This window comes from Holdemania massiliensis AP2, assembly GCF_000327285.1.
GTDB lineage: Bacteria > Bacillota_I > Bacilli_A > Erysipelotrichales > Erysipelotrichaceae > Holdemania > Holdemania massiliensis.
Genome location: NZ_HE998567.1, coordinates 1,450,226 through 1,474,966, shown reverse-complemented (window position 1 = coordinate 1,474,966; position 24,741 = coordinate 1,450,226). Strand labels below are relative to the sequence as shown.

General features: G+C 38.6%; 21 protein-coding genes and 3 CRISPR repeat arrays. Of the genes, 19 read left to right on the top strand and 2 right to left on the bottom strand.

Annotation, left to right across the window (positions count from 1 at the left end; all coding sequences use genetic code 11):
* Window positions 1–50: 50 nt before the first annotated feature.
* The 3 genes from tet(M) (at window position 51) to BN162_RS19230 (ending at window position 2,257) form a co-directional block, all read left to right on the top strand.
* Window positions 51–1,970: a tetracycline resistance ribosomal protection protein Tet(M) gene (tet(M), locus tag BN162_RS06920; protein ID WP_020224358.1), complete on the top strand. Its 1,920-nt coding sequence runs from the start codon at window positions 51–53 to the stop codon at window positions 1,968–1,970.
* Between the two features lie 118 nt (window positions 1,971–2,088).
* Window positions 2,089–2,196: a cysteine-rich KTR domain-containing protein gene (locus tag BN162_RS19235; protein ID WP_425279935.1), complete on the top strand. Its 108-nt coding sequence runs from the start codon at window positions 2,089–2,091 to the stop codon at window positions 2,194–2,196.
* Window positions 2,192–2,257 carry a hypothetical protein gene (locus BN162_RS19230; RefSeq protein ID WP_425279938.1) on the top strand — a complete coding sequence of 22 codons (66 nt, stop codon included), beginning with the start codon at window positions 2,192–2,194 and terminating at the stop codon, window positions 2,255–2,257. Before BN162_RS19235 ends, BN162_RS19230 begins: the two co-directional genes overlap by 5 nt.
* 59 nt (window positions 2,258–2,316) lie before the next feature.
* On the opposite strand, the gene BN162_RS06915 is transcribed toward BN162_RS19230, so the two are convergent.
* The gene (locus tag BN162_RS06915; RefSeq protein WP_001227347.1) at window positions 2,317–2,670 is read right to left on the bottom strand and encodes a helix-turn-helix transcriptional regulator; all 354 of its coding nucleotides are present in this window, start codon (window positions 2,668–2,670) and stop codon (window positions 2,317–2,319) included.
* A gap of 504 nt (window positions 2,671–3,174) precedes the next feature.
* On the opposite strand from BN162_RS06915, the gene BN162_RS06910 reads away from it, so the two are divergent.
* The 4 genes from BN162_RS06910 to BN162_RS06895 all read left to right on the top strand — a co-directional run bounded on the left by BN162_RS06910 (window position 3,175) and on the right by BN162_RS06895 (window position 5,783).
* Window positions 3,175–3,597: a sigma-70 family RNA polymerase sigma factor gene (locus tag BN162_RS06910; protein WP_000804599.1), complete on the top strand. Its 423-nt coding sequence runs from the start codon at window positions 3,175–3,177 to the stop codon at window positions 3,595–3,597.
* Window positions 3,594–3,824, top strand: coding sequence for a helix-turn-helix domain-containing protein (locus BN162_RS06905; RefSeq protein WP_000857133.1), 231 nt, complete (start codon window positions 3,594–3,596; stop codon window positions 3,822–3,824). Before BN162_RS06910 ends, BN162_RS06905 begins: the two co-directional genes overlap by 4 nt.
* A gap of 456 nt (window positions 3,825–4,280) precedes the next feature.
* A complete protein-coding gene (locus BN162_RS06900; protein WP_000814512.1) occupies window positions 4,281–4,484 on the top strand; it encodes an excisionase in 204 nt (67 codons plus the stop codon).
* Between the two features lie 81 nt (window positions 4,485–4,565).
* Window positions 4,566–5,783: a tyrosine-type recombinase/integrase gene (locus tag BN162_RS06895; RefSeq protein ID WP_002835202.1), complete on the top strand. Its 1,218-nt coding sequence runs from the start codon at window positions 4,566–4,568 to the stop codon at window positions 5,781–5,783.
* A gap of 394 nt (window positions 5,784–6,177) precedes the next feature.
* A CRISPR array of direct repeats spans window positions 6,178–7,144; the repeat unit is 33 nt; unit sequence ATTTCAATCCACGCACCGCATGAGCGATGCGAC.
* Window positions 7,145–7,360: 216 nt separating this feature from the next.
* On the opposite strand, the gene BN162_RS06890 is transcribed toward BN162_RS06895, so the two are convergent.
* Window positions 7,361–8,443, bottom strand: a complete 1,083-nt coding sequence (locus BN162_RS06890) for a hypothetical protein (protein WP_020224357.1) — start codon at window positions 8,441–8,443, stop codon at window positions 7,361–7,363.
* Between the two features lie 214 nt (window positions 8,444–8,657).
* Between BN162_RS06890 and BN162_RS06885 the strand changes: the two genes are divergently transcribed.
* From BN162_RS06885 to BN162_RS06830, 12 genes are all read left to right on the top strand, one after another.
* Window positions 8,658–9,365 carry a LytR/AlgR family response regulator transcription factor gene (locus tag BN162_RS06885; RefSeq protein WP_020224356.1) on the top strand — a complete coding sequence of 236 codons (708 nt, stop codon included), beginning with the start codon at window positions 8,658–8,660 and terminating at the stop codon, window positions 9,363–9,365.
* A 1-nt stretch (window position 9,366) separates the two neighbouring features.
* Window positions 9,367–10,698, top strand: coding sequence for a sensor histidine kinase (locus BN162_RS06880; RefSeq protein WP_020224355.1), 1,332 nt, complete (start codon window positions 9,367–9,369; stop codon window positions 10,696–10,698).
* Window positions 10,699–10,795: 97 nt separating this feature from the next.
* The gene (locus BN162_RS06875) at window positions 10,796–12,733 is read left to right on the top strand and encodes an FAD-binding protein (RefSeq protein WP_020224354.1); all 1,938 of its coding nucleotides are present in this window, start codon (window positions 10,796–10,798) and stop codon (window positions 12,731–12,733) included.
* Between the two features lie 94 nt (window positions 12,734–12,827).
* Complete coding sequence (locus BN162_RS06870; protein ID WP_244264185.1) at window positions 12,828–13,655, top strand: SagB/ThcOx family dehydrogenase; 828 nt, start codon at window positions 12,828–12,830, stop codon at window positions 13,653–13,655.
* A gap of 148 nt (window positions 13,656–13,803) precedes the next feature.
* A CRISPR array of direct repeats spans window positions 13,804–14,779; the repeat unit is 33 nt; unit sequence GTCGCATCGCTCACGCGGTGCGTGGATTGAAAT.
* Between the two features lie 187 nt (window positions 14,780–14,966).
* Window positions 14,967–17,489 carry a CRISPR-associated helicase/endonuclease Cas3 gene (locus BN162_RS06865; RefSeq protein ID WP_020224352.1) on the top strand — a complete coding sequence of 841 codons (2,523 nt, stop codon included), beginning with the start codon at window positions 14,967–14,969 and terminating at the stop codon, window positions 17,487–17,489.
* Between the two features lie 13 nt (window positions 17,490–17,502).
* Window positions 17,503–18,201: a type I-C CRISPR-associated protein Cas5c gene (gene cas5c, locus BN162_RS06860; RefSeq protein WP_020224351.1), complete on the top strand. Its 699-nt coding sequence runs from the start codon at window positions 17,503–17,505 to the stop codon at window positions 18,199–18,201.
* 1 nt (window position 18,202) lies between these two features.
* Window positions 18,203–20,071 carry a type I-C CRISPR-associated protein Cas8c/Csd1 gene (cas8c, locus tag BN162_RS06855; RefSeq protein ID WP_020224350.1) on the top strand — a complete coding sequence of 623 codons (1,869 nt, stop codon included), beginning with the start codon at window positions 18,203–18,205 and terminating at the stop codon, window positions 20,069–20,071.
* A 4-nt stretch (window positions 20,072–20,075) separates the two neighbouring features.
* Window positions 20,076–20,933 (top strand): type I-C CRISPR-associated protein Cas7/Csd2, encoded by an 858-nt coding sequence (gene cas7c, locus BN162_RS06850; RefSeq protein ID WP_020224349.1) that lies wholly within the window; start codon window positions 20,076–20,078, stop codon window positions 20,931–20,933.
* Window positions 20,923–21,585 (top strand): CRISPR-associated protein Cas4, encoded by a 663-nt coding sequence (gene cas4, locus BN162_RS06845; protein WP_020224348.1) that lies wholly within the window; start codon window positions 20,923–20,925, stop codon window positions 21,583–21,585. Before cas7c ends, cas4 begins: the two co-directional genes overlap by 11 nt.
* Window positions 21,582–22,613 carry a type I-C CRISPR-associated endonuclease Cas1c gene (gene cas1c, locus BN162_RS06840; RefSeq protein WP_020224347.1) on the top strand — a complete coding sequence of 344 codons (1,032 nt, stop codon included), beginning with the start codon at window positions 21,582–21,584 and terminating at the stop codon, window positions 22,611–22,613. Before cas4 ends, cas1c begins: the two co-directional genes overlap by 4 nt.
* Before the next feature lie 8 nt (window positions 22,614–22,621).
* The gene (cas2, locus tag BN162_RS06835) at window positions 22,622–22,912 is read left to right on the top strand and encodes a CRISPR-associated endonuclease Cas2 (RefSeq protein WP_040451607.1); all 291 of its coding nucleotides are present in this window, start codon (window positions 22,622–22,624) and stop codon (window positions 22,910–22,912) included.
* A gap of 163 nt (window positions 22,913–23,075) precedes the next feature.
* A CRISPR array of direct repeats spans window positions 23,076–23,912; the repeat unit is 33 nt; unit sequence GTCGCATCACGCAAGTGGTGCGTGGATTGAAAT.
* Between the two features lie 116 nt (window positions 23,913–24,028).
* Window positions 24,029–24,652 carry a GntR family transcriptional regulator gene (locus tag BN162_RS06830; RefSeq protein ID WP_020224345.1) on the top strand — a complete coding sequence of 208 codons (624 nt, stop codon included), beginning with the start codon at window positions 24,029–24,031 and terminating at the stop codon, window positions 24,650–24,652.
* The last annotated feature ends 89 nt before the right edge of the window (window positions 24,653–24,741 follow it).

The window sequence follows — 24,741 nt, the reverse complement described above, 5'->3', positions numbered from 1 at the left end:
ATCACTGGGATTTTTATGCCCTTTTGGGCTTTTGAATGGAGGAAAATCACATGAAAATTATTAATATTGGAGTTTTAGCTCATGTTGATGCGGGAAAAACTACCTTAACAGAAAGCTTATTATATAACAGTGGAGCGATTACAGAATTAGGAAGCGTGGACAGAGGTACAACGAAAACGGATAATACGCTTTTAGAACGTCAGAGAGGAATTACAATTCAGACGGCGATAACCTCTTTTCAGTGGAAAAATACTAAGATGAACATCATAGACACGCCAGGACATATGGATTTTTTAGCAGAAGTATATCGTTCATTATCAGTATTAGATGGGGCAATTCTACTGATTTCTGCAAAAGATGGCGTACAAGCACAAACTCGTATATTGTTTCATGCACTTAGGAAAATAGGTATTCCCACAATCTTTTTTATCAATAAGATTGACCAAAATGGAATTGATTTATCAACGGTTTATCAGGATATTAAAGAGAAACTTTCTGCGGAAATTGTAATCAAACAGAAGGTAGAACTGCATCCTAATATGCGTGTAATGAACTTTACCGAATCTGAACAATGGGATATGGTAATAGAAGGAAATGATTACCTTTTGGAGAAATATACGTCTGGGAAATTATTGGAAGCATTAGAACTCGAACAAGAGGAAAGCATAAGATTTCATAATTGTTCCCTGTTCCCTGTTTATCACGGAAGTGCAAAAAACAATATAGGGATTGATAACCTTATAGAAGTGATTACGAATAAATTTTATTCATCAACACATCGAGGTCAGTCTGAACTTTGCGGAAAAGTTTTCAAAATTGAGTATTCGGAAAAAAGACAGCGTCTTGCATATATACGTCTTTATAGTGGCGTACTGCATTTGCGAGATTCGGTTAGAATATCGGAAAAGGAAAAAATAAAAATTACAGAAATGTATACTTCAATAAATGGTGAATTATGTAAAATTGATAAGGCTTATTCCGGGGAAATTGTTATTTTGCAGAATGAGTTTTTGAAGTTAAATAGTGTTCTTGGAGATACAAAGCTATTGCCACAGAGAGAGAGAATTGAAAATCCCCTCCCTCTGCTGCAAACGACTGTTGAACCGAGCAAACCTCAACAAAGGGAAATGTTACTTGATGCACTTTTAGAAATCTCCGACAGTGACCCGCTTCTGCGATATTATGTGGATTCTGCGACACATGAAATCATACTTTCTTTCTTAGGGAAAGTACAAATGGAAGTGACTTGTGCTCTGCTGCAAGAAAAGTATCATGTGGAGATAGAAATAAAAGAGCCTACAGTCATTTATATGGAAAGACCGTTAAAAAAAGCAGAGTATACCATTCACATCGAAGTTCCACCGAATCCTTTCTGGGCTTCCATTGGTCTATCTGTAGCACCGCTTCCATTAGGGAGCGGAGTACAGTATGAGAGCTCGGTTTCTCTTGGATACTTAAATCAATCGTTTCAAAATGCAGTTATGGAGGGGATACGCTATGGCTGTGAACAAGGATTGTATGGTTGGAATGTGACGGACTGTAAAATCTGTTTTAAGTATGGCTTATACTATAGCCCTGTTAGTACCCCAGCAGATTTTCGGATGCTTGCTCCTATTGTATTGGAACAAGTCTTAAAAAAAGCTGGAACAGAATTGTTAGAGCCATATCTTAGTTTTAAAATTTATGCGCCACAGGAATATCTTTCACGAGCATACAACGATGCTCCTAAATATTGTGCGAACATCGTAGACACTCAATTGAAAAATAATGAGGTCATTCTTAGTGGAGAAATCCCTGCTCGGTGTATTCAAGAATATCGTAGTGATTTAACTTTCTTTACAAATGGACGTAGTGTTTGTTTAACAGAGTTAAAAGGGTACCATGTTACTACCGGTGAACCTGTTTGCCAGCCCCGTCGTCCAAATAGTCGGATAGATAAAGTACGATATATGTTCAATAAAATAACTTAGTGTATTTTATGTTGTTATATAAATATGGTTTCTTGTTAAATAAGATGAAATATTCTTTAATAAAGATTTGAATTAAAGTGTAAAGGAGGAGATAGTTATTATAAACTACAAGTGGATATTGTGTCCTGTATGTGGAAATAAAACACGATTAAAGATAAGGGAAGATACTGAATTAAAAAAAATTCCCCCTCTATTGTCCGAAATGCAGACAAGAAAATTTAATTGAAATAAAGCAGTTCAAAGTAACTGTGATTACAGAGCCAGACGCAAAGACGCAGAGCCGATAAAATGAGATTAATACAATCTCATTTTATCGGCTCTTTCCGTTATGTATGGATTCTTTTAATTAGTCTTCGATGTTTCTTGCTTCGTTGATACCGCTGGCTAAAGATTCCATTAAGGATAGTTCTTTGTCTGTAAAGCTATCCATGTATTTCTCTATCTGTAATCGTCGGGTGCTTTTTACCAAGTTATTAGCAGGTAAGAAAAATTCATCAACGGAAACATGAAGTAACGATACAAGGTCATAAAGAACTTGTATGCTGGGGTGTTGCCCCTTATTTTCAATATTAGTTAAGTAACGTGGGTCAATTTCAATCAATGCTCCCACTTGTTCACGAGTTAAACCTCGTTTCAATCGAGCTTCTTTAATGGCTAAACCAAAGGCTCTAAAATCATATTTATCTTCTTTTTTACGCATAGTAGACCACCTCTATACATTTTACTGTTCCTATTGAATTAGAAACAGGTATAGAAAAACATGTTATATAGTTTATAGGTTCATATTTAATAAAAAGCACTACTAAACGCCAATAAAAAAAACCGTTATATGGTAGTGCTATTTATGCTGTTAAAATATTGTATCTTACTTCCAAATGGCGGTTTGTTGGAGGTCAAAGTCGCCATGAAGTATATCACATACAATCAAGTTCCCCACATTGAGTATTTATCAAAAAAAGTCGTCTATCTGCAATAGATAAGTACGTCCACCAATGTGGTTTTATAAATCATATAGATAGAAAAATAAAAGCATGTAAACAGAGAAATCAATCTGTTTGTGTGCTTTTTTGGTTATTCAGAACTTTTTTACAAAGTTTATTCATCAGTAATGCAACAAATCCCCCTTTCACATTGGGACTAAGAGTGAAAGGAGATAAAAGAGCAAGGCTCACTTCCTTTCCTAGACAGAAAGGGGGTGAGAAACATGAAACCATCTTTTTTTCAGACCACAATAGAAAATCAGTTTGACTATATCTGTAAACGTGCTATGGAAGACGAGCGAAAGAATTATCTGCTTTATCTTTCAAGGATCGCAAAGCGTGAAGTGTCCTTTTCTGATGTTGGCGATTATCTTGTTAGCCAGTTTGCGACAACAGATAACTATTCAACTGACTTTCAGATTTTTACACTCAATGGAATATCAGTTGGTGTTGAAAATGATTTATTGAGTGAAGCATTACGTGAGTTGCCAGACAAGAAACGTGAAATTCTACTGCTGTTTTACTTTATGGACATGAGCGATTCAGAAATTGCAGACCTGTTGAAATTGAACCGTTCTACTGTCTATCGGCATAGAACCAGTGGACTAGCCTTAATCAAAAAGTTTATGGAGGAATTTGAAGAATGAAAACACAATATCCTATGATTCCCTTTCCTCTCATTGTAAAGGCAACAGATGGCGATACAGAAGCGATTAACCAGATTCTACATCATTACAGAGGGTACATAACGAAACGTTCCCTACGACTTATGAAAGATGAATATGGCAATCAAAGTATGGTCGTTGATGAAGTCTTACGTGGAAGAATGGAAACCAGACTGATTACAAAGATTCTGTCATTTGAAATTAAGTAATAACCTCTCTCTTTTCGTGGAAGCGTGCCATACTATTCCACGCTTCCCGAACAGGGAGGTTTGTTATTCCATCAAAGCATATTGAGCTTTCAATGTGTTTTGATAGGCTAACGAGCCATTGTTCTTTGAAAACTGAATAAAAGTAATTGAATACGTTTCGATAAGAAAAGAGCCAACGGAGCTAACCGCCATGACCTATCTTCTAAAGATAGCGAGCGTTTCAGTTAGTGTTCCGAAAAACAATCTTTAGCAGGATTGCCAGCGACGACTTTCTTATCGTGATAATGATACTCCCATACAGTCAATAGTCCGAGCGTTAAAAGCGTCGCAGGCAATGAGTATGGCTACATGAGAACCATGCAGGGGTGGAACTCCCGTGAGCTTTGCTAGAGCTGTTCGATTGCTTGTAAAACAACTTTTATGAAATCCAATAAGTGATTTGGAAAGGAGGATTTTATGAAGCAGACTGACATTCCGATTTGGGAGCGTTATACCCTAACTATTGAAGAAGCGTCAAAATATTTTCGTATTGGCGAAAACAAGCTGCGTCGTTTGGCAGAAGAAAATAAAAATGCAAACTGGCTGATTATGAATGGCAATCGTATTCAGGTTAAACGAAAACAATTTGAAAAAATTATAGATACATTGAACGCAATCTAGCGTAGCCAAAGGGTCTTGTATATGATAAAATAGTATTAAGTCGTATCAGGGCTCTTTCCATAATGGAAAGGAGCAAATGCCATGTCAGAAAAAAGACGTGACAATAAAGGTCGAATTTTAAAGACTGGAGAGAGCCAACGAAAAGACGGAAGATACTTATACAAATATACAGATTCATTTGGAGAACCGCAATTTGTTTACTCGTGGAAACTTGTGGCTACAGACAGAGTACCAGCAGGAAAGCGTGATTGTATCTCACTTAGGGAGAAAATCGCAGAGTTACAGAAAGACATTCATGATGGTATTGATGTTGTAGGAAAGAAAATGACACTCTGCCAGCTTTACGCAAAACAGAACGCTCAAAGACCAAAGGTTAGAAAAAATACTGAAACTGGACGCAAATATCTTATGGATATTTTGAAGAAAGACAAGTTAGGTGCAAGAAGTATTGATAGTATTAAACCATCAGACGCTAAAGAATGGGCGATTAGAATGAGTGAAAATGGTTATGCCTATCAAACCATCAATAACTATAAACGTTCTTTAAAGGCTTCATTCTACATTGCGATACAAGATGATTGTGTTCGGAAGAATCCATTTGACTTTCAACTGAATGCAGTTCTTGATGATGATACTGTCCCTAAGACCGTACTAACAGGAGAACAGGAAGAAAAACTGTTAGCCTTTGCGAAAGCTGATAAAACCTACAGCAAAAATTATGATGAAATTCTGATACTCTTAAAAACAGGTCTTCGTATTTCAGAGTTTGGTGGTTTGACACTTCCAGATTTAGATTTTGAGAATCGTCTTGTCAATATAGACCATCAGCTATTGAGAGATACTGAAATTGGGTACTACATTGAAACACCAAAGACCAAAAGTGGTGAACGTCAAGTTCCTATGGTTGAAGAAGCCTATCAAGCATTTAAGCGAGTGTTAGCGAATCGAAAGAATGATAAGCGTGTTGAGATTGATGGATATAGTGATTTCCTCTTTCTTAATAGAAAGAACTATCCAAAAGTGGCGAGTGACTATAATGGTATGATGAAAGGTCTTGTTAAGAAATACAACAAGTATAATGATGATAAGTTACCACACATCACTCCACATAGTTTGCGACATACATTCTGTACCAACTATGCAAATGCAGGAATGAACCCAAAAGCATTACAATACATTATGGGGCATGCAAATATAGCCATGACGCTGAACTATTACGCACACGCAACATTTGATTCCGCAATGTCAGAGATGAAACGCTTGAATAAAGAGAAGCAACAGGAGCGTCTTGTTGCTTAGTAGTACAAATGAATTTACTACTTATTTACCACTTCTGACAGCTAAGACATGAGGAAATATGCAAAGAAACGTGAAGTATCTTCCTACAGTAAAAATACTCGAAAGCACATAGAATAAGGCTTTACGAGCATTTAAGAAAATATAAAAAGATAATTAGAAATTTATACTTTGTTTGTATTAAAATTATTAGGTGATTACGATCATAGATCAGCAATTTGATTTTTAATATCTAATTTTCAATTTACGGTATTGATTGGTCAATCGAAAAATTGTTTTAAACCTTGTTTTTTAAGGTTCTTTTTTAGCTTTTTTTGCCGAAAATTGAATTAATATTCACTGGAGCCGTGTGAGCGATGCGACAAGACTGTATGAGATATCACTGGATCAGGATAATATTTCAATCCACGCACCGCATGAGCGATGCGACTTTTCTCACCTTTCATCCGCTCGAAAAGTTGCCGATTTCAATCCACGCACCGCATGAGCGATGCGACAATCTTCGCTCGCTGTGCAGCGAAGTGTCTTCATATTTCAATCCACGCACCGCATGAGCGATGCGACGAGGTAAGGCGCCAATCGTTGTGGACGTGGAAACATTTCAATCCACGCACCGCATGAGCGATGCGACGGGCCTTGCGGGAGTACGCCGGCGTCCTGAACGACATTTCAATCCACGCACCGCATGAGCGATGCGACGACATGGGCAAAAAGCGTCAGGCCATCGAAAACAATTTCAATCCACGCACCGCATGAGCGATGCGACCGAGATTGAAAGCATGTGGGGAATCTTGGAGGGATTTCAATCCACGCACCGCATGAGCGATGCGACTGAACTGTTGGAATGGGACGGTGTGGCTCGTATATTTCAATCCACGCACCGCATGAGCGATGCGACAGCGCTCAAAAGACGTATTCAAAGACCTGGATCAAATTTCAATCCACGCACCGCATGAGCGATGCGACGTACGGACGAGTTGACTGAATATGTCAGACATGATTTCAATCCACGCACCGCATGAGCGATGCGACGCGGACTTCGATGCGTAACATCCTGAACGCACAGATTTCAATCCACGCACCGCATGAGCGATGCGACTGCATTTTTAGGCGCATTAACGTCAGGGGTTATATTTCAATCCACGCACCGCATGAGCGATGCGACTGATGTCGATGATAAATTGATCGGGCTGCTTAAATTTCAATCCACGCACCGCATGAGCGATGCGACTACTATGCCTCTATTATACAAGGAGGCCGAACAATTTCAATCCACGCACCGCATGAGCGATGCGACGAGAGGAGCGCTAGTTATGGCAAAAAAGAAAAGGATTTCAATCCACGCACCGCATGAGCGATGCGACCGCAAATAAGAAACTAAAAGAGGTTCATATGATTCTTAACTTATTATTATCATAGCGAATAATTCTGTTACTTGCAATATTATCTTCATTTTTCACATGTTTCTGGTGCGAACCTCCCAAGGATTCTATGTTTACCTCAGGTTCGCACCGATTATTATTTAAAATTTCCCGTAATTAATTAAGTCGTAATTATCCTACACATTACTTATTCATTAATCAGTAATAAGCTTCATTTGATAAGCTGATCCAGAAAGCACCTTTACCATCCTTAGTTAAGCTTAATTTACCATCTAGTTCTTCAATATATCCTTGTTTGATAAATGAATTGATTTCCTTTTGAACGCTCTCGGCGTATCCTTCAGCAGCTGGCTGCTGATCAAGTAATAATTGTCCGCGTAATTGCCGAAGCTGTTTTTCTTCTGACGATAAAGCCTGTGGATTTTCAATTAATTGCTGACAATCATCAGCCCCTGAAATATAAGATGCTAAATCACGTGTATTTCGATATTGATAACCATCAAAACACGAATAAGCATCCAGACCAAAACCGACTACTTCGCCCTGGGTCCATAGCTGGCTTAAGAACTGATCATGACATTCTTTTTTGCAATAAAATCCAGGTGCGTAATTCACCCAACCCTGCTCTTTTAAATATTCATCTGTTGAATTTAACATTCTTTGCTGCAGCTTTTGATCAGCCCGTTGCTGCACACTTAAATAGGGCCGAAGCATCAAATGATCAGGTTCCAGTTCTAAACAAGAACGTAACGTGCGTTTTAATGAAACAAAGGTCTGACCTGGAATTCCTAAATCCAAGGTCAATGAAACATTATTGACGCGGAACTTATCTAAAAATAAGACTGAATTTTGAATGTCAGGTAAGGTGTATGGAACCTTTAATGTTAGTAATTCTTTTGGCTGCAGTGAGTGTATTTGCAGTTGAAAACGTGTCGGCTTTCCCTGACTCAATCCGCTTAATAAAGGTACACAAACTGTATTTGGCAATGTTTCAATACTAACTTCACAAAATTCTGTTAAATGATATTCCTGACGAATTTGATGCAATAGTTCTCCAACTTTATCAGCATTCATAATTGTCGGATAGCCTGTAAGCTTGACTGCTGTAAAGGCAACATCTTGAAAATCTTCAGCGGTACTGTGAAGTTCTCGGCTCAGTGCCTCTAAATAATCCATCTTAATCTGAGAATCACCTAAAATCTGAAAAGGATGCGCGTGATTTTCTTCCTGTAAACAAAATGGGAAATTGATCGCCATGATCATTGTTTTATTCGTTTTCATCAATAAAAAAACCTCTCTTTTTCTTTTCGTTCATTATATCACGAATTGATATTGAAAAAAGGATATCTATTTTTCCAATCAGTCGGAAAAAATGGCTAAGTAGACGAAATGATGTTTAAGCGTTTTTTTGATCATGATTGTTCCGTCTTTTCAAATATGGTATGATACAAATAACGTAAAGATTTCACAAAGGATTAATTAAGGGGGAGCTGTGATGATCAGAGTGGCGCTGGTAGAAGACTATCTGCCGCAGATTCAACGTATGGAAGAAATTCTCAATCAGATTCAGCAAGAAGAACAACTGAATTTACAGATTGCTGTTTTTACAGATGGTGAAAGTTTCTCTGCCTTACCAGCGCATTCCTTTGACTTGGCCTTGTTGGATATTCAAATGGATAAAATGGATGGTATGGAGGCAGCGGCTAAAATTCGCGAACAAGATGAAGATCTGATCATTATCTTTATTACGAATCTTGCGCAGTATGCAATACAAGGCTATGCTGTACAAGCAATGGATTTTATTCTGAAACCCGTTAATCCTATACTCTTCAAGGAAAAATTAATGAAAGCCGTGCGACGGATTGAAAAGAAACAAAAAGAGAAACGAATTCCGATGAAAACAGACCGTGGTCAGGTCTGGCTGGAAATGAATGAAATTCTTTATGTGGAGATCGTGGCGCGTCATTTGCAAATTCATACAGAGACACAAGTGCTGCGCTGCAATGAACCTCTTCAGAATATTCAAGCGATTTTGGATGAACGTTTTTTTCGTTGCCATGTCGCCTATTTAGTTAATATGGATTATGTACGTCAAATTCGTAAATCTACAGTATTTGTGGGGGAAGATCAGTTATTAATCAGCAAATATCGGCGTAAAGAGTTTATGGAAGCTTTGACAAAACATGTAGGCAGGTTACTTTAATATGACGCAATCAGAACTGTTAGATCTTGGTTTCCTGCTGCTGTTTACAGTTTGTGAAGTCTATGCCGTTCTTTATTATCTTTCATCGCTTCGTCCGCATTCTTGGCGTCGCTGGGGACTTCCTCTGCTTTTAGTCACTGGTTATTACTTATGGAATCTCCTCAGTATGACTTCGCAGCAAACCCGTGATATTTACAGCATTCTTTATGTATTGGAAACCTTTCTAACATTGATGTTTTTTGTCAGACTGTATTGCGGCTGCCGATGGCGGGAATGTTTTTACTATGTTATCGTGCTGTTTTTGGCGACACGATTTATTCGACACTTAATTGGTCATCTGATGATCAGTGCTCAATCAACTAATTTTTTAGTAGAAGGTTCAGCCTGGGGATTACGCCTGATTTCCTGTTTTGGTCTGCTCGGAATCTATATTCTAATTTTGACACCTGTGAAAAAGATGGTTTTTCGATATGACTTGACTCAGCAAAATCCAGTTTATATGGGATTGATTGCTTTAAGTGTTGTCCCTGTAGTTTATATTGGGACTTTTGCAGAGACGTTAGGCAAAGAAAGCTGGGCACGCGGATTGGAAGCTATTTCTATTGAAGGAATTGCCAGTATCTGTGGTTTTCTAACCATTGTTGGTTATCAATGGATGATGGAAAGCCAGCGCAAAGAGGAAGATCTGCAGCGTATGCAAACCATTCTGAAGCTGCAGTATCGCCAAGTGGAAAATCGCCAGCAGACTATGGAAATCGTGAATCAGAAATATCATGATATGAAAAATCATCTTCAAGTTCTGGAACAGCTGGAAGATCATGAAAAGCGCCGGCAATATTTAAATACGCTGCAAAAACAAATGGAAGGCTTTGAAAACTTTGTCGACACCGGCAATGAAACCTTAAATGTAATCCTGACAGATAAACATGAATGCTGCATGAGGTATAAGATCCCACTCTTAACTATGATTCAGGGAGAGCTGTTAGATTTCTTAGCTCCTGCTGATTTAACAACAATTTTTGCCAATGCCTTGGATAATGCGATTGAACATGTTTGCCAGCTTTCCGAGGATATGCGGGAAATCAATGTGAAGGTCTGTCTTAATCAATCCTGGTGTGTTATTCGTTTTGATAATCCTTGTCAATGTGATTTAATGCTTTGGCATAAGGATCAGCTGCAAACGACAAAAGCGGATGCAGGTCATGGCTATGGTTTGAGGAGTATTCGTTATACTGTTGAAAAATATCAAGGCACAATATCGACAGAAGTGATCAATCATCATTTTATACTGACTTTGCTTTTCCCTCTCCCGGAAGTCTTGTTAAAAAATTGACTAAGCAGACAAGAAAAATGTCCAAGCAGACAGAAGCCATTTTTTTCTTTTTTCAGCAATGGTAGGATAAAAATACCAAGAATGAAGGGAGAAACTTATGAATAAAGGAATTTCAAGACGGGATTTTCTAAAATCTACAGCAGCAAGCGCGTTGGGTGTTGCCGCAATGGGATTGCTCAGTGCCTGTTCAACGAATGAGACGCAGCCGGAATCAACACCAGTGGTAACTGCGAATAGCGGGTCTGCCGCAGCGGATGGACGAGTTCCGGGCTATTGTGGCCCTGGTGATTGGCTGGGTGAGAAACCAGTGGTTGCCGATTCAGAAATCAAAGAAGAAAAGACGTTCGATGTCGTAATTTTAGGTGGAGGTCATTCCGGTTTGGGTGCTGCTTTGGGCGCTGTGGATGAAGGGTCAAGTGTTGCCGTCATTGAACAGCAGGCCTGGGGTGCATTTGTAGATTTAGAGAATACCGGGGCAAATATGGGCGGTTGGTTTGGTGAGGATATCGGTCATGTCAATTCGCAATTTTTGATTAATCGTGGTTTTGGCCCATACAATACAGGTGAAATTACTTCTGAGTTCTGCCTGCGAGCCAATGGACGCTGTAATCCGGATATTATCCGCGGCTTCGTGCAGAATTCCGGTGCGATGTTTGATCGATATCAGGAAATTTATAATCTGTATGAAGAACAGCGGAAAGCGAATGACAGTCATGTCTTCATGAAGGGGACGATGGTTCGAATTCCAGGTGTAGAAGTCCCTGATGAAGGCGAATTTGATATGTCCAACATGTTTGAATATCCGTTATGTAATACTCAGGCTGCTTACAGCGGAGCGAAAGTTTCCTATCCAATTCGCTGCGGTGGTTATAAGACTTGGCCATGTAATGCACAATTCTATGGCTATCAAGGGAACAATATAGAATTTGTTCATAAATATATTGTACAGTATACCCAAGAACATGGGGCTGAATGGTTCTTTGAACATACAGGTGTTGTCTTAGTCCAGTCTGATGAAGGGACTGTTACAGGCTTGATCGCTAAGAATGCTGAGGGTGAGTATGTTAAGTTTACAGCGAATAAGGGTGTAATTTTATGCGCTGGAGATTTTATCGGTGATCCAAAGATGTGTTGGGCTTTATTAAATGAAGGTATGGAATGGGCTGAACGAGATGGAAAAACAGCTGAGGATTGGGCAAGCACAACCATCCGTGCTGGGATCGGCCACAAAATGGGTTGCTGGGCTGGCGGTATGATTGAAGCTTCACCGCGTGGCTGGATGGCACTGGGCGGCGGTGTCAGCGGACCTTGGGGAACCTGTCCAATGCTGATGTTAAATGTTGAAGGAAAGCGTTTCTGCAATGAAGGCGCAATCAGTCAGCTGGGTTCGGTATCCAAACGTCAGCCTGCGGGTCTGGCTTGTTATGTTACCGATGCGAATTGGAGTGAAACCGTGGCCAAGGCTCCATTAGATCATGGTGCTCCAAATTTTGGTATGGATGATTTTTATGACGTATTGAAAGCGGATATGGATGCTGTTGAAATTGGTAATCCGGAAGGCTCAACCGTTACTGGTGCTAATCTGGCTGAACGGAAAATGATGAAAGGCACCGTCTTTGCCGCTAATACGTTGGAGGAATTGGCTGATTTGTTAGGTTATGAAGGAGAAGCAAAACAGAATTTCCTTGACAGTATCGCTCATTACAATGAGTTGTGTCATTCCGCAGAAGGCGATACAGATTATGGTAAAGATAAAGAATTTATGATTCCTATTGAAACAGCACCATTTTATGGTGGAACTGGCAATCTGAGTCATGGTGGCAATCCATCCATGGTTACGTTATCTGGATTGGTTACAGATGCTGATCAAAATGTATTAAATAAACAATGGGAAAAGATTGACAACTTGTATGCTGCCGGCAATTGCTTGGGTGGTCGATATGGTTTAGGCTACAGTACGCCTATGGCTGGAAACTCTGTAGGTATGGCTATGACCCATGGCTGGCTTGCAGGTCATACCTGCGGGAAAAAATAAATATCATTTCTCCATCTTGATTTTTTAGGATGGAGTTTTTCTTTTCGTTTATGGCGGAACTGTTATAATTAAGGAAAAGATGGGAGCTATAATGATGATGAATGAAAAACGTGTAAAAGCTTTAATTCAAGAAGGACGGCAATTTATGCATTGTCAGAGTCTGGAGGATCAAGATGAATTCATTTCAGATCAGCAATTAAAGAAACCTCAGCCACCTTTGGTAAAAGCAGCGATGAGAACTCAGCAGATAAAGCTGCCGCGTAATTTTGAAGCATTGACCAAAATTGAAGATTTTACAGAGATTCTTTCGCGGCGGCATAGTTCTCGGGTATTCACACAGAAACCGATTAGCTTGCTTCAATTATCCTATTTACTATGGGCAAGTCAAGGCGTAAAAGAGATTCGTGGAAAGCAATATGCAACGTTGAGAACAGTGCCTTCTGGCGGTGCTCGCCATGGTTTTGAAACTTATTTAATTGTCAAAAAGTGCGAAGGACTAAAATCCGGGGCATATCATTATTTGCCGATGGAGCATGCACTGGAATTTTTGCATGAGGTCGACAACGATGAGAAAATAATTTCCGATTCATTATGCGGTCAAATCTGGGCTGGTAAAGCTAGTGTTGTATTTTATTGGTCACTCATAGCTTATCGATGTGAATGGCGATATGGAATACGTGCACATCGTGTAGCTTTAATTGATGTTGGACATGTCGGTCAGAATCTGTATTTGGCCTGTGCAGCTTTAAATTTGGGAGCGTGTGGAATCGCGGCATTTGATGATGCTATTTGTAGTAAGCTTTTTGAGTTAGATGGTAATGAAGAATTTGTTGTTTATACAGCACCAGTTGGCACTGTCAATTCCGATGATATAGAAAAAGAAAAAGAATTTTATCGTTTTGTAGAAGAAGAGGGATTATAAGTGCGAACCTGAGGTGAACATGAAATCCTAGGGAGGTTCGCACCAGAAATATGTGAAAAATGAAGAAAGTATTGCAAGTATATCGATGTTTAGCTACGATAGAGATGCGATAAGAATCATATGAGTACTGTTTAGTTTCTTATTAACTGTCGCATCGCTCACGCGGTGCGTGGATTGAAATATCTTTACCACGAGATTCCAAAATAATACATATGTCGCATCGCTCACGCGGTGCGTGGATTGAAATTAGTGTATTAGCTATATTTTTGATTAATATTTTCGTCGCATCGCTCACGCGGTGCGTGGATTGAAATAAACAGCCGGCGCTGACCTATGTCTGTACCATTCGTCGCATCGCTCACGCGGTGCGTGGATTGAAATCCCAAAGATTCGCGATGCTCTGTTTGGAGAAATCGTCGCATCGCTCACGCGGTGCGTGGATTGAAATAGCGAGAGGGTTTTTTACCTCATAATCTGCGATAGTCGCATCGCTCACGCGGTGCGTGGATTGAAATAGCACTATTGCTTTCAAATGTCACTGTAGGGAATACGTCGCATCGCTCACGCGGTGCGTGGATTGAAATCTGGGTTTTCTGTATGCGATGATGCCGAGCTTAAGTCGCATCGCTCACGCGGTGCGTGGATTGAAATTGATAAACAATCAGGGTATCGTGATCCACGACACCCGTCGCATCGCTCACGCGGTGCGTGGATTGAAATTGGACATGCTGCCAGGGCGACAAAAAGATGGATACGTCGCATCGCTCACGCGGTGCGTGGATTGAAATGCGCTTTTGCTGAACGCTATCCGGAAGCGTATGGTCGCATCGCTCACGCGGTGCGTGGATTGAAATAGTTACCATATTGCAATGATTTATTGTTGATTACGTCGCATCGCTCACGCGGTGCGTGGATTGAAATAAAGTCTTTGGAAATATCTGCTGAATCAGCATAAGTCGCATCGCTCACGCGGTGCGTGGATTGAAATTCTGGGCAATGGCGAACAGGATATTGTCGGTTTTGGTCGCATCGCTCACGCGGTGCGTGGATTGAAATGGCTCGGTGTATATGGCTCAGACAGTTACACAGGCGTCGCATCGCTCACGCGGTGCGTGGATTGAAATGATCGTGGCCATAGCGTCAGAATCGTCCAAATTTTCACATTGCTTATGCGACATATCCACTGGAATTTGTAATTCATGCTTGTGATTTGCAGAGTATTCAATTACTTGTAAATGTAAAGAAAGGTAGAAATAATTAGAAAAAGAGGTATAATAAAACTATAGATAATTGTTGTCAGGAGGTGTGTATATGTTTTTAGCACACTGGAATGAATCAAAACAACAAGCACAGTCTTTGCAAAATCATAGTGAAAATGTAGCATGTTTAATGCAAGAAAATTGTTTTTCACTTGGTCTTTCTTCTACAGGGAAACTTATTGGTTTACTTCATGATGTTGGTAAAGCAAATCCGATTTTTCAAACATATATGCTAGAGAATCAAATCGAAAAAAAGGGAAAAATCAACCACGCTGCAGCCGGAGCGCAACTTTTAAAAGAGAAAATAATAGATGCGGAGATTTCGAACAAAGAGATTAATCCAAGCATTAATAAGCTGTTATTTCAACTCTGTTCAATGGCGATATTAGGTCATCATAGAGGATTAATGGATGTTTATGATAGCCGCGGTGAATCTCCTTTTGAGAAATTATTGGATTTTGATAAGAACAAACAAGTTCATGAAGACTTTATTAACGAATTGAACTGCCAAGAAGAAATTGATGAATTAATAAACGAGGCTAGAATTGAAATTAGTCAAATAATCAAAAAAATCAATATGCTTATCAAGGAAAGACCCTTATTAAAAAAATCAAGTAAGGAAGAATTGATTCAACTAAAATATGCTGAATCAAGGTTCACTTTAGGGTTAATTGAACGCTTTCTTTTCAGCAGTTTAATTGATAGTGATCGTTTAGATGCAGCCTGTTTTGCTGAACAGAAAGATTTACCATTAAGAGAAAATCGTCTGGCAATTTGGGAAAAACTTCGATTAAGACTCGAAAATGCGCTAGCTGAATTTAGTCTTAAAAATCCATTGCAGGCTTCAGAAGCTTTGAAACAAATTCGCAATCGAATAAGTGAAGCCTGTATGAATGCGGGGCAGTGGCCGTATGGTATTTATTGCTTGCAGGCGATTACAGGATCAGGAAAGACTTTGGCAAGCCTTCGCCTTGCGTTGCATCATGCATGTAATTATCCAGAAACACAACATATTATTTATGTCATCCCATATCTTAGCATTCTGTTGCAGAATGCTAAATCGATTAAAGATGTTCTTCATTTGGATGACCGTTCTGATTGGATTCTTGAACATTATTCTGATTATTTCAATGAATTGATGAATGATTGTGATAGTGAATCAAAACAACAAGACCTTGAAGATTATGAATTGCACACAGAACGTTGGGATTCGCCAATAATCATTACTTCATTAGTTCATTTTCTGAACACCTTTTATTCAGGCCGGAAAAAAGATCTTCGGAGGTTGCACCAGTTAAGCAACTCAGTAATTATTTTTGACGAAATACAGTCAATACCTGATAGTTGTATTTCTATGTTCAATAGTGCTTTAAATATGTTAAAGCATTTGACTGATGTCAAAGTAATCTTGTGCAGTGCCACATTACCACCATTAGATCAAGTAAAACATCCACTTCAACTATCCGAATATAAGAATATTGATAGCGGTTATTTTGAAGATTCAAAAAATATTCATCGTGTTTCAATATCCAATCAGGCAGAGCCAGATAGCTTGTTTTCTGCAGAAGAGATTGCAGATCTGACCTTGACTAAACAACAAGAACGAAATAATGCCTTAACGATCATGAATACAATTGCGGGAGCAATTCGTGTCTATAATGGTTTAAAGGAAAGAATTGAATCGATACCAGAAAACCAGCGACCTTTACTGATTTTGTTGACCACGAACTTATGTCCAGATCACAAAAAATCGAAGATCCAGGAATTAATTCAAGCATTAAATGGAAAGAAGCCGGTATTATGTGTAAGTACGTCGTTAATTGAGGCCGGAGTGGATATCAGTTTTGATGTAGTTCTGCGAGCTTGTTCTGGCTTGGATTCTTTAATACAAGCGGCAGGAAGATGCAATCGGCATGATCATAAAAAAACAGGAGAACTTATAGTTTTCTATTCCTATGAGATTGATTTTATGCACAATTCAGCTGCTAAAAATACCACCGTTTCCCAATTAATTAGAAGGATCTTATGTTCTCGAATCGTGCTTGAGCAATTTAAGAAATTCCCTGAACAATTTGATTTCAATTTATTATCCGATAAAGCCCTGGCAATGTATTATCAAAATTACTATGAGCAAATTCAGGAACAAATTGATTATCCAGTTTCAATTTCAGAGCAGCGTGTAACCCTTTATGATTTAAATGCCCACTGTTTTTGCTGGACAGCAAAAGAAAACCTTAATTCAGAAAATTGGCCGATGCATCAAGCTTTCCAAACAGCTGGCCGATATTTTAAGGTCATTGATGATTATTCAATTGGAGTTTTGGTTCCTTATAAAAAAGGAGATGAACTGATAGAAGAACTCAATTCTGGCAGAATTCAATTTAATCCAGAGGTAATACGAAAGCTAAAACGACAAGCACAAAATTATACCGTAAATCTTAGTGAAGCTTTTATTCGCAGGCGGAAAGAAAACTTTGTATATCATGAAGCGGTAGATCTTTATTATTTAAAAGCAAGTTGTTATAACGAAGAAATTGGTGTGACTGATTTTGAGGCTCAATCATGGATGATATGAAAGAGGTGAAGAGATGATTTATAGCAATAAAGTTAGCTTTCGTGTTTGGGGAAATGACGCACTGTTTACAGATCCTCTCACAAAGGTAGGGGGAGAGAAATTCAGTTATTCAGTTCCAACCTATCAAGCATTGAAAGGAATTACGGAAAGTATATATTGGAAACCAACTTTGATATGGGTTATTGATCGCTGTCGTGTGATGAAAATCATTCAAACCCAGTCTAAGGGAATCAGACCAATACGCTATTACTCTGATCAAAATGATTTATCACTATATACGTATCTTCATGATGTGGAATATCAGGTCGAAGCTCATTTTGTTTGGAATGAAAATCGTGCCGATTTAATCCAAGATCGGAATGAACATAAACATTATGACATTACGAAGAGAATGATAGAACGAGGTGGACGCAGAGATATATTCCTAGGCGCTCGTGAATGTCAAGCCTATGTAGAACCTTGTGTTTTTGGTGAAGGAACTTCCCCTTATGATGAAGTGAATGAAGTTGCCTTAGGTTTGATGTTTCATTCATTTATCTATCCATCTGAATCCAAGGATGATCATTTAAAATCCTGTTTTTGGATGCCGATCATGAAAAAAGGAGTGATTGAGTTTATTGCACCGCAAGATTGTTCGATGATTCGTGAACTTGGGAAAATGTCTGAAAAACAATTTATTCCTGGCGTTAATATGATGATGGAGGAAAGGTGATATGGGATGGATCCAAAACTTATGTTCGGTTTATGATCAAAATCTTGACGCGATTGAAGCCGAAGCCAAAAGCCTTTTGCCAGTAGGGTTTATTGAGCAAGTTGCCCATATTGAAGTCAGGATTGAGCATAGCCGATTTATATCCGCAAGAGTCTTATCCAAAACTGAATCTCTTACCCGTATCCCTTGTACAATTGAATCTTCCAGCCGATCTGGAAAATCTCCTGCGCCTCATCCGCTATTTGATAAACTGAAATATATTGCAAAAGATTTAGATCAAGTATCTGATGAAAACAGCAGTTATACTAATTATCGAAAGTTTTTGGAGGCCTGGTGCAGTTCTGATTTTGCTTATTCATTAGTTCAGGAGTTGTTCACTTATTTAGAAGAAGGAACATTAGCCCACGATTTAATAAAAGAAGGTTTATTAATTACGGATGATCAAGGTAAGCTAATGAAAAAATGGAATCTCAAAGAAAACAAGCCATTAATTTTCCAGATGGTTACAGGAACTCAGGAAGATGCTTTTGTTCGTTTTGTAGTCAATGGGGTTGCTTTATGGAAAGATCCAGAACTAGTTGAGTCATTCACTGGATTTTATCAAAAACAGCTGCAGGAAGAAGGCAGACTTGATTTGGATTTGATCACAGGTGAACAAATGCCAGTGACTATGAGAATTCCGTCGAAGGTCAGAAATTCTGCAGATATGAGCAAGTTAATTTCATCGAATGATTCGCAGGGTTTTACATATCGTGGACGATTTAGTAATCCTGAAGAATCCATGAGTATGGGCTATGAGTCATCGCAGAAAGCGATCAATGCTTTAAAATGGCTGATCAGCAAACAAGGCAGAACATTTGGTGAAGCTGTGTTTGTAAGCTGGGGAAGCAAGACAATCAGCTTGTTAAATTACAATGAAAGTGCGGATTTGTTTGATCTTGGGGGTGAACTGCCTGATGCAAGATTTGAAACATATGAAGATTTTTCAAGAGCTTTGAATAAGGCGATGGCGGGTTACTTGTCAAAGCCAATGGTTGCAGATGAAGAGGTAATGACACTCGGATTGGAAGCGGCAACGCCTGGGCGCTTATCGATCATTTACTATCAACAGACAAGCAGTTCGCAATTGTTTGCCAATGTACTGCGCTGGCATGAAACCATCAGTTGGTATAAAACAGCTTTCAAGACTCAAGGCGAGACAGGTAAAAAAATCCCATATCAAACGGTGGGGTCACCGAGTATCAATAAAATTGTTAGCACTTTATACGGTGAACCCGTTAATCCTAAATTATTAGCTTCTTCTGCAAAGCGATTGATCAAATGTATCCAGGAAGGACAGCCCTTACCGCGAGACTTTATGTTAAAAGCCGTAACGAAAGCAACAAATCCTTATGGAAAGAATACAGATGAGTATAATCGCGTGCTTGAAGTTTGTTGCGCAGTGATTCGGAAATTTTATATTGATGAAGCCAGAATTAAGGGAAGAGAGGAGAATCTGCCAGTGAGAATAGATAAAGAATGTCAAGACATCAGCTATCTTTGCGGTCGTGCGTTAGCGGTAATGCATTACATTGAAGAAAGAACAAAGCCTGACGGTAATGGAAAATATGAGACAAATGCAATGCGTTATATGGGACAATTTGTACGATATCCGCAATCAACATTAATGAATTTGCAGGCAAAACTTCAGCCTTATCTCTTACGCTTAAGTACGAATTATTATGAAAACCAATTAACAGATATTCTTTCACAAATTAATCCAGAAAAATTTGAAGATGCACCGTTAACTGGAAAATTTGTTTTAGGTTATCATGCACAGCTGCATGATTTAAAGTTTGGATACCAAGGAAAAGATAAAAGGGAGGATTAAAAATATGAGTTTAACCAGTAAGATTGATTTTGCGGTTGTTTTTTCAGTGAAACATGCCAACCCGAATGGCGATCCGTTAAATGGGAATCGTCCTCGTACAACAATGGATGGTCGTGGAGAAATCAGTGATGTTTGTCTGAAGCGGAAAATCAGAAATCGCTTAATGGATTTTGGTGAAACGATCTTTGTTCAAAGTGATGATAAAAATGTAGACTCTTATCGAAGTTTAAAAGATCGAGCTGATGCCTGCCTTGCTTTCAAAAATGAAAAAGATAAAGACAAAGCTGCAGCTGCTGCTTGTAAGGAATGGTTCGATGTTCGCGCCTTTGGTCAGGTTTTTGCTTTTAAAGGTGCTAATCAGGCTAAAGGTGATGGAGTTTCAATTGGTATAAGAGGACCAGTTTCAATTCATCCAGCGATGAGTATTGATCCAATTTTTGTGAATGAGATGCAAATCACGAAGAGTGTGAATAGTGTAACTGGTGAAAAGAAATCATCCGATACAATGGGGACAAAGAATACAGTTGACTTCGGCATTTATGTAACTTACGGAAGCATTAATTGTCAATTGGCTGAGAAGACTGGATTCAGCGATGAAGATGCAGAAAAAATCAAACAAAGTTTAATTACTTTGTTTGAAAATGATTGTTCTTCTGCTCGTCCAGAGGGAAGTATGGAAGTTTTAAAAGTGATCTGGTGGAAGCATAATTGTGCTTCTGGACAGTATTCTTCGGCGAAAGTTCATCGCAGCTTAGTTGTACGCAAAAAAGCAGGTGTGGAAATCGGTAGTGATATTGATGATTACGAAATTACTGTGAATGAATTAGAGGGACTGACTCCGGAAATTATTGATGGACTATAATGAGGATCAATATTTACATCTGGCAGGAATCCAGCATTTTGATTTTTGCCCTAGGCAATGGGCTTTGATTCATATTGAGCAGCTTTGGGAAGATAACTCATTAACAATATTGGGTCAAATCGTTCATGAAAAAGCGCACGACGAAACTCAGATTGAAAAAAGAGGCAAAGTTATCATTACAAGGAATCTCCCAATTTCTTCTAAAAGACTGGGAATCAATGGCTTTTGTGATGTTGTGGAATTTCATTCTAATCCGAATGGAGTTCCACTTGTTCACTTTGATGGAAAATACATGCCCATTCCTGTAGAGTATAAAAAAGGAAGAAGCAAAATTATTGATGCTGATCGTTTGCAGCTTTGTGCTCAAGCAATGTGCCTGGAAGAAATGCTGGTCTGTGATATCAATAAAGGATATTTATATTACAACGAAACAAGGAAAAGGGAAGAAGTCAGTTTCACACAGGAATTGCGTAATCAAGTAAGTTCAAACTTTAATTTAATGCACCAGTATTATTCAAAAGGAATGACTCCTAAAGTAAGAAAAAGTAAAAAATGCCAGTCGTGTTCTTTAAAAGAAATTTGTCTGCCAGGATTGACAATTGAATCTGCTTCTGATTATATTTCCAGAAAGTTGCATGAGGGTGAAGCATGAGAAAAATAGGCAATACATTATATATAACTTTACCAGATGTATATCTCTCTTTAGATGGTGAAAACGTCGTTATTTTAAATCAGCAGAAACCAATTAAGCGCATTCCGTTACACAATCTAAGCAGTATAGTGATGTTTAACTACCTGGGAATCAGCCCGGCGTTAATGGGGAAATGTATTGAACAGAATATTGCGCTTAGTTTTATATCTCCGTCAGGATATTTTCTGGGCAGGATCATTGGAGAAAGTCAAGGAAACGTTTTGCTAAGAAAGAAACAAGTGCAAGTCTCTGATAACCTTCAACAAAGCTTACTTATTGCTAAAAATATAATTTTAGCTAAAGTGTTTAATTGTAAGTGGATTCTTGAAAGAGCAATTCGTGATTATCCTTTGCGTATTGATTCTGCAAGAATAAAAAGCACCTCTCAACGTTTAAGTGAGATTCTTAATTCGATTGAGAAGGTTCAAAGTCATGATGAATTACGAGGGTTAGAAGGAACTGCTGCACGATTATATTTCAACGAATTTGATGAATTGATATTAAAGCAAAAAGAAGAATTTAGCTTTACAATAAGAACGCGTAGACCTCCTTTAGATAAAGTCAATGCTCTGCTTTCATTTGTTTATACATTATTATCTCATGATTGTGCTTCTGCTTTAGAAAGTGTTGGATTAGACAGTTATATTGGTTTTTTTCATACAGATCGCCCTGGACGTGTATCCTTAGCTTTAGATTTAATGGAAGAATTTCGTGCTTGCTTAGCTGATCGCTTTGTCTTATCTCTTATTAACCGTAAAGAAATTGACAAAGATGACTTTATGAACTATGAAAATGGAACGGTTTATTTGAATGATGAAGGTAGAAAGAAAGTAATACAAGCATGGCAAATTAAGAAGAATGAAGAATTAACTCATCCTTATTTGTTAGAAAAAATAAATTGGGGACTAGTTCCTTATCTTCAAGCTCAATTATTATCACGTTATTTAAGAGGTGATTTGGATGCCTATCCACCTTTTTTATGGAAGTAGGCAAATTTATGTTAGTGTTGATTACTTATGATGTGAATACACAGACAAAAGCAGGAAGAACAAGACTGCGTAAAGTGGCAAAACAATGTGTAAACTATGGTCAAAGAGTACAGAATTCTGTGTTTGAATGTTCAGTGGATAATGCTAAATTAATTGAAATACAACATATACTGGAGGGCTTGATTGATAAGGAAGTAGATAGTTTAAGATTTTATATTCTTGGAAACAAATATAAAAATAAGGTTATTCATATTGGTGCCAGACCTAGTTTTGATGTAAATGATCCGTTGATTATTTAAGTGGTAGTTTATAAGGTGCGAACCAGAAGTGAACATAAATTCTCTGGGAGGTTCGCACCAGAAATTTGGGTGAAAAAGAATAATATTTAACAAGTGCCTACAAAGAACAGAAAGTAAAGCGGAAATAAGAATCATATTTCAATAGTCTTGTTTCTTATTTGCTGTCGCATCACGCAAGTGGTGCGTGGATTGAAATGTCACTAGGGATTAAAGATTACAACAAAATTTGTGTCGCATCACGCAAGTGGTGCGTGGATTGAAATAATTCAGTATGCAGCTTATCAATACCGCAAAAGTCGCATCACGCAAGTGGTGCGTGGATTGAAATTTTGCAACTTCTTCATTTTCACAGATCAGTGATGGTCGCATCACGCAAGTGGTGCGTGGATTGAAATACCTCCTGTCTCTATGAATACATAATACGTCACGTCGCATCACGCAAGTGGTGCGTGGATTGAAATTACAACCAGCCGATCACATTTTCTCGCAATGGTGCGTCGCATCACGCAAGTGGTGCGTGGATTGAAATAGGGATCTGCGGTCGGTAAGCTGCTGGCTTATAGTCGCATCACGCAAGTGGTGCGTGGATTGAAATATGAAACAAGACATACCTTCCGAACACGCCTAGATAGTCGCATCACGCAAGTGGTGCGTGGATTGAAATGTCATGCAGATCTAATGCAGAGGTCTTTGCGATCGTCGCATCACGCAAGTGGTGCGTGGATTGAAATAGTTGGTTCAGGCGTTTGTATAATAATAATAGGCTGTCGCATCACGCAAGTGGTGCGTGGATTGAAATCATAGTAAATCCTTTATATATTTCTTACACTCTGGTCGCATCACACAAGTGGTGCGTGGATTGAAATTTTGAATTTAAGGCAAACTCTTATGACGATGATAGTCGCATCACGCAAGTGGTGCGTGGATTGAAATCACTACTCAGATCTCCAGATGGAGGGCTATAAAAGTCGCATCACGCAAGTGGTGCGTGGATTGGGATAACTGCTAAATTTTGGATAACCTTAGAATCATAGGGAAGATATGTTTCTTATTTGTAAACAGAAAACTTAATTGCGGAAAAAACTGTGATATACTAAGAACAAAGGAGTGATCCCAATGCAAGCAAAAAATGCACCACGTTATCAACAAATTGCAGCGGATATTGCTGCAAAAATTGCGGGTGGTGAATATAAAATTGGGGATAAAATTTTTGCGCGTTCTTCGTTAGCTTCACAATATCATGTTTCAAGCGAAACCGCCCGACGTGCCATCTGCGTACTTTGTGATATGAAAATTGTTGAATCCATACAAGGGATAGGCGTTGTGATTCAATCTCCAGAAAATGCCGTAATGTATGTCAGACAATTTGATGAAGAGTATACGATATCGGCAATGAAAGAAGGGTTAATTGAATCACTGAATGAACAAAATTTAAGAAACAACGAAATAAAAAATCAGCTCGAAAGTTTGCTGGACACAGTTACGCGATTTAAGGCCTTGAATCCCTTCATTCCCTATCAAATCGAATTATCTGAGAATATGAATCACATTGGAAAAAATCTGTCCGAAATTAATTTCTGGCACAATACCTTAGCGACAGTTATCGCAATTCGACATAAAGAGGAATTAGTTTTATCTCCTGGTCCATATGCACGGCTGCATGTTGGAGATATTATTTACTTTATTGGTCAGGAAGACTGTATCATTCGTGTAGATCAATTTTTTAACACAAAACGCTAATTAATCGTTCATTTTCGAACGATTTTTTTCTTTCTTTTCCTGAAATAATTGTGAAAATTGAATGAAAGGGATTTCAATGAGAATTGAAG

Bases quoted from the DNA above. Each gene is read 5' to 3' on its own strand.
- BN162_RS06885 (WP_020224356.1), top strand. From the start codon at position 8,658: ATGATCAGAGTGGCGCTGGTAGAAGACTATCTGCCGCAGATTCAACGT.
- BN162_RS06895 (WP_002835202.1), top strand. From the start codon at position 4,566: ATGTCAGAAAAAAGACGTGACAATAAAGGTCGAATTTTAAAGACTGGA.
- cas2 (WP_040451607.1), top strand. From the start codon at position 22,622: ATGTTAGTGTTGATTACTTATGATGTGAATACACAGACAAAAGCAGGA.
- BN162_RS06830 (WP_020224345.1), top strand. From the start codon at position 24,029: ATGCAAGCAAAAAATGCACCACGTTATCAACAAATTGCAGCGGATATT.
- BN162_RS06890 (WP_020224357.1), bottom strand. From the start codon at position 8,443: ATGAAAACGAATAAAACAATGATCATGGCGATCAATTTCCCATTTTGT.
- BN162_RS06915 (WP_001227347.1), bottom strand. From the start codon at position 2,670: ATGCGTAAAAAAGAAGATAAATATGATTTTAGAGCCTTTGGTTTAGCC.
- cas1c (WP_020224347.1), top strand. From the start codon at position 21,582: ATGAGAAAAATAGGCAATACATTATATATAACTTTACCAGATGTATAT.
- BN162_RS06905 (WP_000857133.1), top strand. From the start codon at position 3,594: ATGAAAACACAATATCCTATGATTCCCTTTCCTCTCATTGTAAAGGCA.
- BN162_RS06875 (WP_020224354.1), top strand. From the start codon at position 10,796: ATGAATAAAGGAATTTCAAGACGGGATTTTCTAAAATCTACAGCAGCA.
- cas4 (WP_020224348.1), top strand. From the start codon at position 20,923: ATGGACTATAATGAGGATCAATATTTACATCTGGCAGGAATCCAGCAT.
- BN162_RS06900 (WP_000814512.1), top strand. From the start codon at position 4,281: ATGAAGCAGACTGACATTCCGATTTGGGAGCGTTATACCCTAACTATT.
- cas5c (WP_020224351.1), top strand. From the start codon at position 17,503: ATGATTTATAGCAATAAAGTTAGCTTTCGTGTTTGGGGAAATGACGCA.
- BN162_RS06880 (WP_020224355.1), top strand. From the start codon at position 9,367: ATGACGCAATCAGAACTGTTAGATCTTGGTTTCCTGCTGCTGTTTACA.
- cas8c (WP_020224350.1), top strand. From the start codon at position 18,203: ATGGGATGGATCCAAAACTTATGTTCGGTTTATGATCAAAATCTTGAC.
- cas7c (WP_020224349.1), top strand. From the start codon at position 20,076: ATGAGTTTAACCAGTAAGATTGATTTTGCGGTTGTTTTTTCAGTGAAA.
- BN162_RS06870 (WP_244264185.1), top strand. From the start codon at position 12,828: ATGATGAATGAAAAACGTGTAAAAGCTTTAATTCAAGAAGGACGGCAA.
- BN162_RS06865 (WP_020224352.1), top strand. From the start codon at position 14,967: ATGTTTTTAGCACACTGGAATGAATCAAAACAACAAGCACAGTCTTTG.
- BN162_RS06910 (WP_000804599.1), top strand. From the start codon at position 3,175: ATGAAACCATCTTTTTTTCAGACCACAATAGAAAATCAGTTTGACTAT.